General features: G+C 47.6%; 11 protein-coding genes. 4 read left to right on the top strand and 7 right to left on the bottom strand.

The genetic code is table 11. The features are described 5' to 3' along the window. Positions 1 to 37: 37 nt before the first annotated feature. From MHM94_RS01585 to MHM94_RS01575, 3 genes are all read left to right on the top strand, one after another. A complete protein-coding gene (locus tag MHM94_RS01585) occupies positions 38 to 940 on the top strand; it encodes a LysR family transcriptional regulator (protein ID WP_235418491.1) in 903 nt (300 codons plus the stop codon). Positions 941 to 1,252: 312 nt separating this feature from the next. Then, the gene (locus MHM94_RS01580) at positions 1,253 to 1,792 is read left to right on the top strand and encodes a hypothetical protein (protein ID WP_053909540.1); all 540 of its coding nucleotides are present in this window, start codon (positions 1,253 to 1,255) and stop codon (positions 1,790 to 1,792) included. A gap of 241 nt (positions 1,793 to 2,033) precedes the next feature. Beyond that, positions 2,034 to 2,633 (top strand): ACP phosphodiesterase, encoded by a 600-nt coding sequence (locus MHM94_RS01575; RefSeq protein ID WP_235418489.1) that lies wholly within the window; start codon positions 2,034 to 2,036, stop codon positions 2,631 to 2,633. Here MHM94_RS01575 and MHM94_RS01570 read toward each other — a convergent pair. The 3 genes from MHM94_RS01570 to MHM94_RS01560 all read right to left on the bottom strand — a co-directional run bounded on the left by MHM94_RS01570 (position 2,620) and on the right by MHM94_RS01560 (position 5,374). Then, positions 2,620 to 2,994 carry a diacylglycerol kinase gene (locus MHM94_RS01570; RefSeq protein WP_235418488.1) on the bottom strand — a complete coding sequence of 125 codons (375 nt, stop codon included), beginning with the start codon at positions 2,992 to 2,994 and terminating at the stop codon, positions 2,620 to 2,622. The two genes, MHM94_RS01575 and MHM94_RS01570, sit on opposite strands and share 14 nt — an antisense overlap. Before the next feature lie 39 nt (positions 2,995 to 3,033). Beyond that, positions 3,034 to 4,908, bottom strand: coding sequence for an LTA synthase family protein (locus MHM94_RS01565; protein WP_328282656.1), 1,875 nt, complete (start codon positions 4,906 to 4,908; stop codon positions 3,034 to 3,036). A gap of 253 nt (positions 4,909 to 5,161) precedes the next feature. Next, entirely contained in the window at positions 5,162 to 5,374 is a 213-nt protein-coding gene (locus MHM94_RS01560) for a cold-shock protein (RefSeq protein WP_022946139.1), read from the bottom strand. 346 nt (positions 5,375 to 5,720) lie between these two features. Between MHM94_RS01560 and MHM94_RS01555 the strand changes: the two genes are divergently transcribed. Next, positions 5,721 to 8,936 carry a S41 family peptidase gene (locus tag MHM94_RS01555; protein ID WP_235418487.1) on the top strand — a complete coding sequence of 1,072 codons (3,216 nt, stop codon included), beginning with the start codon at positions 5,721 to 5,723 and terminating at the stop codon, positions 8,934 to 8,936. Positions 8,937 to 9,657: 721 nt separating this feature from the next. Here MHM94_RS01555 and MHM94_RS01550 read toward each other — a convergent pair. From MHM94_RS01550 to MHM94_RS01535, 4 genes are all read right to left on the bottom strand, one after another. Next, positions 9,658 to 10,326, bottom strand: a complete 669-nt coding sequence (locus MHM94_RS01550; RefSeq protein WP_235418485.1) for a M15 family metallopeptidase — start codon at positions 10,324 to 10,326, stop codon at positions 9,658 to 9,660. Between the two features lie 86 nt (positions 10,327 to 10,412). Continuing rightward, positions 10,413 to 11,423 carry a hypothetical protein gene (locus tag MHM94_RS01545; RefSeq protein ID WP_235418483.1) on the bottom strand — a complete coding sequence of 337 codons (1,011 nt, stop codon included), beginning with the start codon at positions 11,421 to 11,423 and terminating at the stop codon, positions 10,413 to 10,415. A gap of 127 nt (positions 11,424 to 11,550) precedes the next feature. Beyond that, a complete protein-coding gene (locus tag MHM94_RS01540) occupies positions 11,551 to 13,488 on the bottom strand; it encodes a phytase (protein ID WP_235418481.1) in 1,938 nt (645 codons plus the stop codon). Then, positions 13,478 to 14,473: a metallophosphoesterase gene (locus tag MHM94_RS01535; protein ID WP_235418479.1), complete on the bottom strand. Its 996-nt coding sequence runs from the start codon at positions 14,471 to 14,473 to the stop codon at positions 13,478 to 13,480. The genes MHM94_RS01540 and MHM94_RS01535 overlap by 11 nt, the downstream gene beginning before the upstream one ends. Between the last annotated feature and the right edge of the window lie 2 nt (positions 14,474 to 14,475).

The following is a 14,475-nucleotide window of genomic DNA, read 5'->3' as shown; positions in this document are numbered from 1 at the left end:
ACTGAAATAAACAACTTTAAATTTCATTTATGAAATTATGCTTGATGATATTCGTGTATTTGTTCATATTGCTCAACAAGGCGGATTAGGCGCCGCCGCTCAGCTTTTATCGCTGCCGCCAGCCAACGTCACTCGGCGTTTACAACGCTTGGAGCAGCACCTTAATTGCAAACTACTAAACCGCAGTGCCCGTCATTGCCAACTGACACAACAAGGCGAGGTTTACTACCATGCCTATGTCGATTTGGTGGCGCAATTTGAGCACACTGAGCACCGTCTTAACGAGGCCAACGCCTCGCTAACAGGACAACTAAAGGTATTGGCGCCGATGAACTTCAGCCACGGTTTTTTAAAGCCGTTTTGGCTGCGTTTTACTCGCACCTACCCACAAATTGCTCTGCAGTTGGAACTCAGCAATGATAAGCAGGATATGGTCAACACCCAAGCGGATATGGCAATACGCATTGGCCCCCAACACGATAGCGCGTTTATGCAACAACGCTTAGGTGAAAGTGACACCTTACTGGTCGCAAGCCCTGAATTTATGCAACGGCAAAAATGTGAGGAGGTAAACACCTTAGAGCAGCTGCGTACCTTGCCTTTAATTGGCACTACGCTGCGTAAAAGCTGGCAATTAACGCACCTTCCCTCGAAACGCCGCCATAAGTTTGTGCCACGTTTTATGCATCAATTTAACGATACCAGTTTTGTAAAGTATTTGGCTTGTGATGGCCAAGGCGCAGCGCTGCTGCCCCGCTTTGAAATTATCGATGAGCTACAGCGCAATGAACTAAAATGCATCGCCCCAAATTGGCGCTCTGAGCCGCGCACAATTTATGCACTATGGCCCAGTGGCCGATTACTCAGCCGCCGTGCCCAGCTATTAAAACAGCAACTAAATGAGTTTATTGCCACGCATTTACCATCCGACAATGGCTGATTGTTGGCTGCAACGCAAATATTCAGTCACGCTCGTTTCACTCGTACAGAGCATAAAGTGTGAGTAAACAGGGGTGAGTTTGAAGATCACTGCATGTTTTTGTCTATGAGTTCATGCATTCAAAAGTTGTTCGCCATGTCTAGCTCATGCTTTACCCTTAATGTACATGGCCCACTAACACTTAGCTACAATTAGTTACCTCGCAATTTAAGGCTCCAGTGAGCATTTCCTTGCAAAAATTGCGCTTAGTGTTTATTCCCTGAACATAGATTGTCATACTTATAGGAAAATCACTCGTTAATAGGGAAATTGATGAAGAAGATACTTTTTGTCCTACCATTTATCTTTCCATGTAGCGCTTCTCTGGCTGCGCAAAAGTGTGACTTTATCGGCAAAGATAAGCTTATTTATGAAATTGCCAAACCTCTGATGCCTTTGGAGTGTAAAACATCCGGCAATGCTTATCGCCTTACCGGCGAGGGCATCAATATTGAAATCAGCTCATATACAAACAAAGAGATGCTTGATGATGAGATGACTGTTGACGGCGAGCGCCTGACCTTCAATCAGCTTTACAGTGCAACTCAATCACCCGAGCCAAGTATTACAAACGACTATATAGAGCTGCGCCGCGAGTTTCTTGCCACAGTTGAAAGCTCTGGCATTGTAAAAAGGGATATTGGCAATTTCTATTATGAGCTTGGTGCGATTGACACACAGTACAAGCATTTCATTACATTTGTTCCCAACAGCAAGCCTGAGACCTATTTCGGCATTGGAACAAATAGCAATTCGAGCGTATTTATCAAATTAATGTTTAATAAAAAAGGAGACGAGGCTGATGGCCAGTAAGTATACGGATGTAAGTAAAGATGAGATTACAATAATTGCTCAAGGGAGCCCTCTTACCAACTAAAGGTAACAATTTAAGGTCTATTAAAACACTATTTCTGAACCTCGCGGCACACATTAAGCTGTTTCACTATACGCTTCATTGCCTTTTAGCCCTCGCCTAAGCAGGCACAACTTACTTCACCTAAGCCTTGCTCATGCTTTACACTAAATGCATGTAACCTGTGAACACTTAGCCGTCATGAATTACCTCGCGCATTTATTTTTGGCCCAAAACACAGCGGATTCCCACTTTGGTAATCTGCTTGGCGACTTTCGCCGTGGTGTTAGTACCGAGCAATTGCCTCGGCCTGTGTATTTGGGATTACAAAATCATTTATTGGTGGATAAGTTCACCGATAACAATGAGCAGGTCAGGCAGGCCAAGCAGTTGTTCTCACCTCAGCGCCGCCGCTTTGCCGGAGTGGCATTAGATGTGTTGTTCGATCACTTTCTTATTCGCCATTGGTCGCGCTTCAGTAGCACGGAGTTTGCTAACTTTCGCAATCACGCTTACACGCTGCTACTAAGGCGTCAGTCGCATATGCCCCAAGCCATGCAACAGGTGGTTGCGCGTATGAGCGACCAAGACTGGTTTAGCACCTATGCCCACTTAGACGGGGTGGCTTTGGCGCTGGATAACATTGCCAAACGTATCCGCTTTAACAATGAATTTGCTGGCAGCATTAACGATATTGAGCAACATTTTGAGCAGTTTGAGGCGGTGTTTTTACACTTTTTCCCGCTGTTGCTCGCTCACGTCAAACGTCATAGCGTCGAAGCCAGCTCTAAAACGCAGTAATGACAGCTACCCAAACGAGCGCATAGATGATTAATGCCACGAGAACAGCGGCCGACCCTAAATCTTTTGCCCGTCCAGATAAAGGATGAATATCTAACCCTACTCTATCGACGATCACTTCAATTGCGGTATTTAATATTTCAGCAAACATCACAAAAAGTGTAGCCCCAATCACAGCTATCCATTGATATATATCGGCTTGTAACACACCAAGCGCGACTAACGATACGAGTAGTAATGTCACCTCTTGCTTAAATGCTGATTCGTTTTTTATTAACCAAGAAAGAGCCCTTAACGAGTGTCGCAATGCGAAGACGATTCGCTTGAACCCTTTTGGCTTTTTGGTGTTGTCAAAGCGCATAGTCAACCTTCTCTCGTTTTATCATGGTGTGGTAATTCATTACTTAGGTTGTGGCAGTTGATATAAGCGCTTTTGATACGCCATCGTGCTATATAAGGCATGGGCCAACGCTTTATTTTTCAAAGTGACCAACTTATTGCCCGTTGATAACGATGTTTGCGTTTTTGATGCTTTGTTATAAGACCAATAACTAGCCCTTTGACCAGGCATTAATACCACCGCTTTATCATTCTCTAAGTATGCAAAGTTGTCGTAATACTGCATCAGCGCTCTTTCCACTGGATAATGCTTTGTAAGATCAAACCCAGTCATAGGCGTTGCTGCTTCAATACCTGCTAAGGATAGTAAAGTCACTGGCAAGTCTATTTGACTGACAAGCCGATCATCTTGAATGCCGTCAAAAGGAGAATTGAGAATAACGCCGGGAATATGAAAGGATTTAATTGGCACTGGCTCACGCCCATACACCCTAACATCATGATCTGCAACGATAAGAAACACAGTATCCTGCCAATATTCACTGTGTTTTGCACGCTCAATGAATTGACCAAGCGCCATATCGGCATATTTTATCGCCAAATCTCGCTTAACATGTTCATTGGTACCGACCGCATCGAGGACGACTTTATTCTCTGGAATATCAAAGGGGTCATGATTACTAGAAGTAAAAATAAGACTAAAAAAAGGTCGTTGCTGCTGCGCTAAATAAGAGAGTTCTTTATCTGCTTGAATAAATAAATCTTCGTCACTGACCCCCCAAGAGGACGTAAACTGAGGCTCGGCAATATCATTCATATCGACAATATCCTGAAACCCATTCCCTAGAAAGAAGCTTTTCATATTATCGAAGTGGCTCTCGCCACCATAAATGAACTGTGTCATATAACCGTGCCTAGCAAGCAGCTGAGCAATGGTAAAGAATTGCTTCTGGGACTTTGATAGCTTCACCACTGAACGTGAAGGCGATGGTAAAAAGCCACTAATAACCGCCTCAATGCCTCGCACCGAGCGCGTGCCTGTTGCATAAAGGCTATGAAATCCCCATCCTTGAGCGTATAAATTATCTAGTTGTGGGGTTAATCCTTTACCACCCAAGGCGCCAACAAACCGCGCTCCCAGACTTTCCTCTAAAATAATAACCACGTTTTTACTTTGACCTTGGTGGTAAGGAGCATTAACCGTGAGTGTAGGGATATGCTCATCGCCCATTGAGGAACGAAAAGTGGATGACTTCATTATCTTAACAACCTGCTCCTCAGCCATCGCCCCGTACAAGGTCTGCGCGCTGCGTTCCGAGGCCATATTTTTGGCTGCAAAAACCACACTGTATGACGAGTTCAAAATGAGTGAATTCACTAAAGCGTCTTGAGAGAAATAAACTAGTGCAGGGTTTAAAGGACGATGTGCAAACGTACCTCGAGCTAAAACCGCCAGCGTAACTACCGTGATTAAGACTGCGAATACGCTGAAGCGACGAGACTGATGTTGGCAATAAGGACGTGGTATATAACGGATTGTAGCAATGGCGAAAATCAAGGCCAGAATGAGTGAGATTGCTGCCGCGAGAAAGTGCCCATTCGCAAGCATGGATAGAACCTCTTTGGGGTATTGCACATATTCTATGAATAATCGATTTGGTCGAACGTCATACTGCAAGATAAATGCTGGTGTTGCGGCTTCGACCAACACAATTGTCGCAATAGTAAGTGCCGCATAAGCCTTTAATAAAATAAATAAAACGTATTTCAATTTGCGTGGTGCCATCAAGTACACCACATTGATGATTAATAGTGGCAGAGCTATATAAGCAATACTGCTCAGGTCAATACGCACACCACCTAGTAATACCAACCCCCACTGACCTACTTCCAAGCGCTCATGTTGCCAGAGCATTAAACCGAGCCGAGTAGCCACAAAAATTACTGCTAAAGTAGTTACGAATAAAATAAAGGGGGCAAATTGCCGTATGTATAATTTGAGCATGTCATCGCATTAAAGAGAATTCGTGCGGCTAACATAAAATGTGAAACTTAAGTGAAACTTATGGCGATGAGAAAACAGTAGAAATGCGAACGCGGTAGACAAAAAAATACCCAAGCTCAGGCTCGGGTATTTTTTATTGCAAGTGAGCGTATGCGCTCAATTGCATCACAGATTAGCGCCGTAATTAAACAGCAGTAACTTGTGTAGCTTGTGGGCCTTTAGCGCCTTGTTCAACAGTAAACTGAACTTCTTGGCCTTCTTGCAAAGTGCGGTAGCCGTCATCAGAAACGATAGCGCGGAAATGTACGAATACGTCTTTGCCGCCATCAGTAGGAGTGATGAAACCGAAACCTTTGCTCTCGTCGAACCATTTAACTGTACCAGTTGTATTAGACATAGTGTCTCCAAAATCTTTTAAATATAAATGTGCGCTGTTAACAGACGCGGTAATGCCAAACTAAGTACTAGCTAACACGAACGGCTTGGTGCTTAAATTCGGGTGGAACACTAACTGGATAGGACTCACGAAGAACTGAAGGACAAAAGCAAATATCGAATCTGGGTAGAACTCATCAGACAGGGGCACCTTAACACAGGCACTAGGGTTTACCTAATGTTATTTCATTTATCTGCGCCAAGCTCAGTACCTGACATATTTTGTAACAGCCTTTTATCGCAGCGCTGTCGCAATTGTAAGTACCCTTGTTATGATGTAACAGCTTCTAAAAAAAGGGTTACCAAAGATGAGAAAAATAACCACCTTGGCACTCGCCATGGCCGCAACGCTGGCCCCGTGGGTGTCAGCCTATGAAACTGAAGACACACGCTTATTGCGCTTTCCTGATATTCATAACGAACATGTCACCTTCATTTACGCTGGCGATGTGTATGTAGCAAACACCGAAACCGGTGCCAGCCAGCGCCTGACCGATCATATCGGCTTTGAAACTTTCCCTAAATTCTCCCCTGATGGCCAACGGATCGCCTTTGCCGCCGAATACAATGGCAGCCGACAAATCTACGTCATTAACCGTGATGGTTCTGGCCTTAAACAGCTTACCTATTACAACGATGTTGGCCCTATGCCACCGCGTGGTGGTTTCGATTACCGGGTGCTTGATTGGACACCCGATGGTAAACATGTGGTATTTCGGGCTAACCGGACTCCTTGGGGTAAACGCATGGGCCGCCCATACATGGTGCCTGCCGATGGTGGCCTAGAGCAGCCTCTAGCTATTCCTGAAACCGGGGGTGGCATGCTAAGCCCAGATGGCAGCAAATATGTATACACCCCGATTGATCGTGAATTTCGTACCTGGAAACGCTCGCGCGGCGGTCGTGCCCAAGATGTATGGGTGTATGATTTAGAACAAAACAGTTCCAAGCAGCTGACCACAGATCGCGCCACCGATCAGCAGCCAACTTGGGTGGGCGATAATATCTACTTTGTCTCCGATCGCGACTACACCTTAAACCTGTATCAATACCGCGAAGGCGAAGCGCCTAAAAAGCTCACCACCCATGAAGACTTCGATGTGCTGTGGCCATCAGCTGGCCCCAACGCGGTGGTGTACGAAAATGGGGGTTATTTATATCGCTTCGACCCCAAAACCGAGCAAAGCAATAAACTCACCATTAATGTGGCTGGCGTGCGCCAATATGCCATGCCTTACAGCAAAAATGTGAGCGACTTTATCGACTCTATGTCGCTGTCTCATGATGGCAAACGGGCCTTGTTTACCGCCCGAGGCGAGCTATTTAGCGTCCCCGCTCAAAAAGGCCCAACTCGTAACCTTTCCTACACCCCTAAAGGTCGAGAAATAGACGCCAGTTGGTCACCCAACGGCCGCTATATTGCCTACATGAGCGACGAATCCGGTGAATACGAAATTTATTTACAGGACCGCGCGGATAATAACGCCGTTAAGCAACTGACCAGTAATGGCACCATTTGGCGCTTTACCCCCATCTGGTCGCCCGACAGCTCTAAGCTGCTTTTTGCCGATAAAAACCACACGTTATGGTGGCTGGATACGCAATCAGGCAAGCAGCATAAAATTGATACTAGTATCTATGATGAAGAGGGTATTCGTCAGTACACGTGGTCACCTAATAGCGAAGACATTGTCTATGTTAAAAACAATGAAAACCGCTACGGCTCGTTATGGCATTACAATACCGACGAGCAAGACGTAACTCGCCTAACCGACGAGATGACCAATGAGCACAGCCCCACTTTCTCACCGGATGGCAACTACCTGTATTTCACCTCTGAGCGCGACTTTAACTTAGCCTTTAGCAGCTACGAGTTCGATTACATGTTTAACCGCGCCACACGCATCTACGCTGCGGCGGTGAACACTGATATAACGCCGTTGGTTGCATTGCAAAGTGACGAAACCACCATAGTGAGTGACGACGATGCGCAAAGCGATGCCGACAATGGCAACCAACTGCAAAGCACGGGCTTTATGCAACGCGTGACCGCGCTAAACGCGCCCTCGGGCGATTATCGCTCACTGCATGGCGTTGACGGTGGCGTGCTGGTGATGGCTAACGGCGCCTTGCAACTACTTGGCACCGAGCACGATAGCGAGCTGAAAACCGTAGCTAAGGGCGTTAGCAGCTATACGGTATCGGCAAATGGCGAACACCTGTTGGTGCGCGCTGGCGATGACTACAGCATTATTGCGCCTAAACCAGAGCAAGATTTAAGCGCCACAAAATTGGATTTAACCAATATGATGCTGAAAATCGACCCTCAGCTTGAGTGGCAACAAATGTATGTGGAAGGCTGGCGCACCCTGCGCGATTGGTTTTACGATGAAAATCATCACGGTCAGGACTGGGATGCCATTGTTAAGAAGTACCAAGGCATGGCCAATGCCGTGGCCCACCGCGCTGATTTAGATTATGTTCTCAGTGAAATCGCCGGGGAAATTAACGCCGGCCATATTTATGTGCAATCCGGCGATATGCCCAAAGCCGAGCGTAAAAACCATGGTCTACTGGGTGCCAAACTAGCAAGCCACCGCTCTGGCTATGTGCAAATTGAGCACATTTTCGAAGGCGAGAACTGGCACGAAAACTTCCGCTCTCCGCTTGGTACCACCGGTGTGAAAGCCAGCAAAGGCGATTTTATCATCGCCGTTAATGGTCGCTCGGTAAAAACAGTAGCGAACTTTTATGAGCTGTTGGAGAACACTCAGGGTGAGCAAGTTGAGCTGGTGCTTAACGACAAACCCAGTAGCAAGGGGGCATGGCAAGTCAGTGTCGAGCCGGTAGCCAGCGAGCAAGGGCTACGTTATTTGCATTGGGTCAACACCCGCGCCGCTTATGTTGATAAGCTCTCTGACGGGCGTATTGGTTACGTGCACTTGCCAAATACCCATTATGAAGGTAACCGCGCCATGTTTAAAAATTACATGCCGCAAACCACCAAAGACGCCATGATCATTGATGATCGTTATAATGGCGGTGGGTTTATTCCCGAGCATATGATCACCTGGTTGGCTCGCAAGCCCCTGAACTATTGGAAGCGCCGTGGTGTCGAGCCGACGAAAACGCCGCAGTTTGCGCACGATGGACCAAAAGCCATGCTGATCAACGGCTATTCCAGCTCCGGCGGTGACGCCCTACCCTATTACTTCCGTCAAGCAGGGTTAGGTAAACTGATCGGTACCCGCACCTGGGGCGGCCTCATTGGCATTTCGGGTAATCCCAGCCTAGTGGATGGCGGCCAAGTGATTGCCGCGACCTTCCGTATTTTAGATAACGAAGGCAATTGGATTATCGAAAATGAGGGAGTCACCCCTGATATTAAGGTGATTGATCGCCCAGAGCTTATTTACAAAGGCCAAGACCCATCGATTGAGCGTGCGGTTGAAGAGCTGTTAAAAGAGCTGAAAGCGAATCCGAAAAAACCACTGAATGTGCCGCCGGCGCCCAGTGAGTTTTAATTCACCTTAACCAATGAAAAGGGCGCAAATCGCGCCCTTTTACATATAAAGGAATTGGCTAGCTGTTATTCACCTGCCTTTTTATTAGCACTGTTGATTCACGGTTTCCATGTATTTAAGCACTTTGCGCTTTCTTCGGTGTAAACGTCTTAGTATCAGGGCACTCACGTAGGCTAACCTACTGTTGAGTAACCATAAAGACAGGCTATTCAGGCTCAAAAAAACCAATGCTGATGTGGGAGGGTATGAGTTGAGCTCGGCACCGCCTAAAACCAACAAACATAGGTGCACAATAAAACAGAGTAACACTGCCAACTTACAGTATGGTAAAACGCCTACCTTACCTTGAGATAACATCCATCCCGCAGCGCATACTATGAGTATCCCCAGCATAGTAGCCATATACCATGCTTTAAGGTGTTGATCTAAAGAGAACACTATATTGACAGTGATCGATATCGTCGTATAACAAAACACCAACGCCATGATGCAGGCGACTAATGTCAAAGAATATCTCAACTTAGGAATGAACTCATTTATCGGTAAATCTTCGGCTTTCATTATTCACATGCTCATTTTAAGTTTTCGAGAGCTTTCTCACCATTAGAGTATAGGTAAGAAGTTAGAGGTCATTTGCAGATTTGCTCACACTATGAAGTGCCCCTAACTGGGCTTCAATATGCAGCAGGTTCCGAGCCTAAGTCCATAATTTGTTTGTTTTCTAACGCACCACAAAGTCAAAATAGGTATCTGGATAGGGTTGGGGTTTTAAGGAAAAGTGCCACCATTCCATCGCGTAGGGGGCAAAGCCCTGTGCAGTCATGAGATCGCGTAGCAAATAGCGATTCTTACGCTGTTGCGCATTGATACGCGGATCATCAGTATTTGATATCGGGTCAAACATATCAAACGCCGAGCCCATATCCAGCTCCTCACCGGAAGCCATGTCGACTAAGGTTAAATCAACGGTTGCACCTCGGCTATGGCCCGACTTTGGGGCAATGTAATCACCAAGTAACACGCCCTTATCTAGATTTGGGTAATAGTGTGCTTTGGTATCTTGTGCGCTGGTATCGCTCACCCAGCGCACAAAATGATCAACGGCGCGCTGTGGTCGGTAACAATCAAACACTTTCAGGGTCATGCCCTGTTGCAGTGCCTTTTTTTGTACCTTGGCTAGCGCTTTAGCGGCACGTTGATGGAGCAGACATTTAGGTGCCAAGTAACCATCGATAGTCGTACCAACAAAGTTATCCCGACCAAAATAACGGATATCTTTTTGAATACTTGGCGCGATATCAGCAATGGCGACAAATTCACTCGGCTTCGCTGCCACAGGGTTGATAGTAGCGCAGGCAAACACAGCGGCACCGATAATACACCCTTTCATAACCTTTCATTCCTGTTTTTGCCCAAAGCGATAAAATCAACAATACCCTATTCCATCGCTAAGGAAAACCACCGCTCACGCGGGACTCAGCGATGCACATGTTCGTTGAGGTTAGCGCTTTGACAGCGCGCCAGTGCCGCCTGCATGGACGCACTGGCGCTTTCGCCTTGATGAACAGTTCGCGCGGGTAAGCTCAAGTTTAAATAGTCGGCGCTGTAGCGCACTAACTGGGCTAGGCTGTCATCTTTTATGTGTGTATAGCGTACTCTTAGTTGCTGCTCACTGTGGCGCACAGGTTGGTGTTGTTGCTTATCGAGCATTGCGTGCAGGTATGCAGCCAAGGTATGGCGGTCAGGGTCAGCAGACTGTGTAACTAACGCATCTATATCGGCAAGTAATCGTGCTCCGCGCTCGCTCTGCTCGTTTAACAACAGCGCTAGGGTCAAGTTCATCGCTGCATTCAATTGACTTAACGCGAGATTATGTTGCTCTTTTAAAAAAGTGGCTTTACGAAAATCCCCCACAGCTCCTTTAATATCACCCAAACTTAACCTTAACATACCCATATTATTGGCAAGGCTGGCGCTTAAAGCGTCATTTGGGTGGGTTTGTAGAATGGCTGCTGCGCGGTCGTAGTAACTTTGTGCCAACTGATAAGACTGCCGATGACGGGCAACAATCAACATATTATTAAGATAGATAGCGCGATAAATAGGTCGTGATTCGGTTGTAAATGCGCATTGGTAGGCGTGCTCTGCATCGGTTAATAGCTGGTTTTTCTTAAGCCAAATACCCAATAAATTATAGCTACGACTCAGCTGCTGCGTTTTGCTATCACCAAGGGCTAAAAGACTGTCGATAAGATCGCGCGCCTGGTTAAAGTTATTACTGAATATGGCCGCTTGAGCAGCCGCGAAATACCAGCGAAAGCGCACCGACGTCGGCACAGAGCCGAAGCTATCGTTATATTGTTGATATAGAGCCAATGTTTGCTGCGGGCGCTCACGCGCATGGCTTTCCGCCCGCACCAGCACGTCATTCAATTGCATGGAGGTTAACGTTGCAGCTAACACTATTAAGCTGGGAACTACGGCCATAAACGCACTCTGTTATTGTCGTCACCGTCAAAGTATAGAAAGATTTTACCATTTCAGTTATGACAATAATTCAATTCGCACGTTGGCTGCGCGATGCCCCGGCTCATAGCCAGACATCGCGCGCTACTTAAGGCAGTAATTTATCTATCTGCCGCCAATCAATAATTTTAAAGTTTTGTGGTTGTTGCGGCATACGGTTATAACCATCTTGAACAACCAGCACGCCTTGAGGGTAACCTGGTAAGGCATGGGCGGTGACCGTTAGTCCGTCTGTTTCCGATACACCATCTATGCCTTTTTCAATATTAGCCGTTACCGCAAACTTCACTAATCGCGTTAGCGTCGGCTCTAAGCGCGTGCCCTCTATGCGATAAAGCACATAGCTGTTATCACCTTGACTGGACACCACCAGCAATCGTGTGCCATCGTCGCGATGATAAATCTCCATGCCCTCAACATCGGCAACAAGGTGACTATCTAGCTGCTGTATACGCTGTGCCCTGGTGCCAGCATCAGGCTCCGCGCCGATAAACCAAATACCCGCATCTTCCTCGCCCATAAATAGTTGCCCGGATTGGTCGTCAGCGCTGCAGCCTTCGGGTTGGCTTGGTAATGAGAACTGGCGTACACGTTGACCGTGAACCTCGGTGTCTTGCACGCTAATACGGTACTGTTGATAGGTGCCATTTTTATCATTCACAAACACATAATGACCACTTTGCGCGCTGTACATACACAGACCATAAATTTCTGTTAGGTTAGTGGCAATATCACTGAGCTGCTGTACCTGCCCATTTCTGCTCACGGTAAACAAACTAATGCTATTGTTGCTGCGGTTACTTGCTGCAATTAACGTGTGGGTGGCGTTATTGATACCTTGATGCTGGCGCACATCGACATTATTCACCCGCCCTACAGCGAACTGTTGCCGTAACTGACCATCAAGCCCATAGACCATTAAGCCACGACGTTTATCTGTGCCCAAAATCAGCGAGTGTTGCGCATTACTCGGATGGACCCAAATAGCGGGGTCGTCCGCCGCATCGCCAAAGGCGGCTACCGGCGTAGTTTCAGCGCTTGCGCTCACCTGTTGCAATCTTTTTGCATGCCTCGCAGGCGCCTGTTTAGCACTGGGTAGCTGGGTGCTGATATAGCTATCGAGCTTATCGGCAAACAACACGGCTTGTTGTTGCCCTTGGCTGCTTACGCCCACAGCAATGGCCTCAAGGCCTAACTCGGGACCCTCAAGGTGCCAACTTTGCAGTGCTTCACGCAGTGGGTCGTAGCGATACACCTGCTGACGCTGACTGCTGGTAAAGTAGATATAGCCTTCGGAGTCGCTGCTGAGCGCCGCAATTTCCGGTGCCAGTTGCCCAAAGGGTGAGACCAAGGCGACAGGTGTTTTATCGGCCCGCGATTCGCTGTTGGCGTTTATCTTCCACACACCCAGCTCTGCCTCACCGATAAAGAGCTGCTGAGCCTGGTCGCTGACGGCACAGCCAGACGCTTCACTGACTCCAGCAAAAGTGCGAATCGGCAGCTGCATCGGCTGCGCAGCCTCTAGATCATACACTAGCGTTTGCGCAATAAGCCCGCGCACATCGGCAACAAATACCGATACCGTGCGCGTTTGCGCATCATGGTATAAACAGGCCGCTTCCGGCTGCGCTTGCGGCGGTGTTAGCCGTGACAGCTCATCAATCTGCCATTGAGCGCCATCATAATCTAACTGCCATACCACCACCGCATCGGCACTATTATCAATACTGGTTAGCACATAGCGCTGTGGGCTTAGCCGGCGTAAAGACAGGCCTTCATAATTACCAGCGAGCAACGGGGTGATTTGTTGTTGATGTTGCTCGAGCAGCAATAAGCCTTGGCTTTCACTGGCGAGTAGCCAGTGCCCGGTGTGCAACCACTGAGCCTGTGAGCCCTGCATATTATGTTGCTCACCGAGCTCCGTCACCGCCAAGCTTTCGCTGTAACTATGTTTAGTAAACAGGGTTAGCGCCATTAGCGCTGCCGCCATACTGACATTAACGAGCTTATTATTTTTAATGGTCATGTTTTTGCTCCTTATTACGGCGCAGTTGTTTATGTTGGTAACGCACTTCGCCTCGGTGATTAACCGCCGTCATCTGTAGTGCATCGGCATTAATTGAAAATGTTAAAAAGCCTGGGGTAGCTTCGGCGTAGCGCGTAAATTCTCGTTGCTCGACGCTGCGCGCTTCGCTGCCGCCGCCAGAAACATAATGCGCCAGATCACTGTGTTTAATTTGGTTATGTTGTAAGTCATGTTCATGGCCGGCTATATAGGCATCAACGCCATAGCGCTTCAGCAGCGGTGCTAACGTCTCAACCAAGCCGTTATCGCGACCATAGCGTTTGCCACTGGTGTAAATGGGGTGATGGCCCACAACGAGGGTCCATGCTGCGTCACTGCCCGCCAATTGCCGCTTTAGCCATGCGAGCTGTGGCCCTGGGTCTTGCCCTTGGGTGGCGCGGTACTTGGCGCGAGTGCGATAGTCACTGACTAGGGTATTGGTATCCAAAAACAACACCAGCACAGGCTCACCACTTGCTAACGTGAAGCGCTGGCTGTAATAGCGTGCCGGCATCTGCCAACGGCCACTGACGTTGCTGTAATCAATTTGCGCTTGGGCATTGCCTAAGTAGTCATGGTTGCCCAACACACTGTGCCACGGCACAAAACTATGAGGGCCGTGATATATCCGCTCAAAGGCACTTTGCCACAATGGATCCTGGGTACTGGCAACGCCATCGGGATAAAAGTTATCGCCTGTGGAGATCACAAAGTCGCCATCTAGTTGGTACAAGGCAATCTCTAACTGGTGGGCAACGGGGCGCTGGTAAAAGTGGCCGTTGTGGCCCCAATCACCAATAACGGCAAAGTTGATGCTATCTGCCAAGGGCGCCAATCCTTCAATGCGCTGCTGTTGATAGAGCGCATCGCTATAAATGGGCGTGCTCTGGGCCAACAATGGCGGCGCTACGAGCAAGGCAATGAGAGTTATTAACTGCTTAATCATGT

This window comes from Pseudoalteromonas sp. CNAT2-18.1, assembly GCF_022347865.1.
Lineage (GTDB): Bacteria > Pseudomonadota > Gammaproteobacteria > Enterobacterales > Alteromonadaceae > Pseudoalteromonas > Pseudoalteromonas ruthenica.
This window is presented reverse-complemented; position numbering and strand designations above follow the sequence as displayed.

Bases quoted from the DNA above. Each gene is read 5' to 3' on its own strand.
- MHM94_RS01575 (WP_235418489.1), top strand. From the start codon at position 2,034: ATGAATTACCTCGCGCATTTATTTTTGGCCCAAAACACAGCGGATTCC.
- MHM94_RS01550 (WP_235418485.1), bottom strand. From the start codon at position 10,326: ATGAAAGGGTGTATTATCGGTGCCGCTGTGTTTGCCTGCGCTACTATC.
- MHM94_RS01540 (WP_235418481.1), bottom strand. From the start codon at position 13,488: ATGACCATTAAAAATAATAAGCTCGTTAATGTCAGTATGGCGGCAGCG.
- MHM94_RS01535 (WP_235418479.1), bottom strand. From the start codon at position 14,473: ATGATTAAGCAGTTAATAACTCTCATTGCCTTGCTCGTAGCGCCGCCA.
- MHM94_RS01585 (WP_235418491.1), top strand. From the start codon at position 38: ATGCTTGATGATATTCGTGTATTTGTTCATATTGCTCAACAAGGCGGA.
- MHM94_RS01545 (WP_235418483.1), bottom strand. From the start codon at position 11,423: ATGGCCGTAGTTCCCAGCTTAATAGTGTTAGCTGCAACGTTAACCTCC.
- MHM94_RS01580 (WP_053909540.1), top strand. From the start codon at position 1,253: ATGAAGAAGATACTTTTTGTCCTACCATTTATCTTTCCATGTAGCGCT.
- MHM94_RS01555 (WP_235418487.1), top strand. From the start codon at position 5,721: ATGAGAAAAATAACCACCTTGGCACTCGCCATGGCCGCAACGCTGGCC.
- MHM94_RS01560 (WP_022946139.1), bottom strand. From the start codon at position 5,374: ATGTCTAATACAACTGGTACAGTTAAATGGTTCGACGAGAGCAAAGGT.
- MHM94_RS01570 (WP_235418488.1), bottom strand. From the start codon at position 2,994: ATGCGCTTTGACAACACCAAAAAGCCAAAAGGGTTCAAGCGAATCGTC.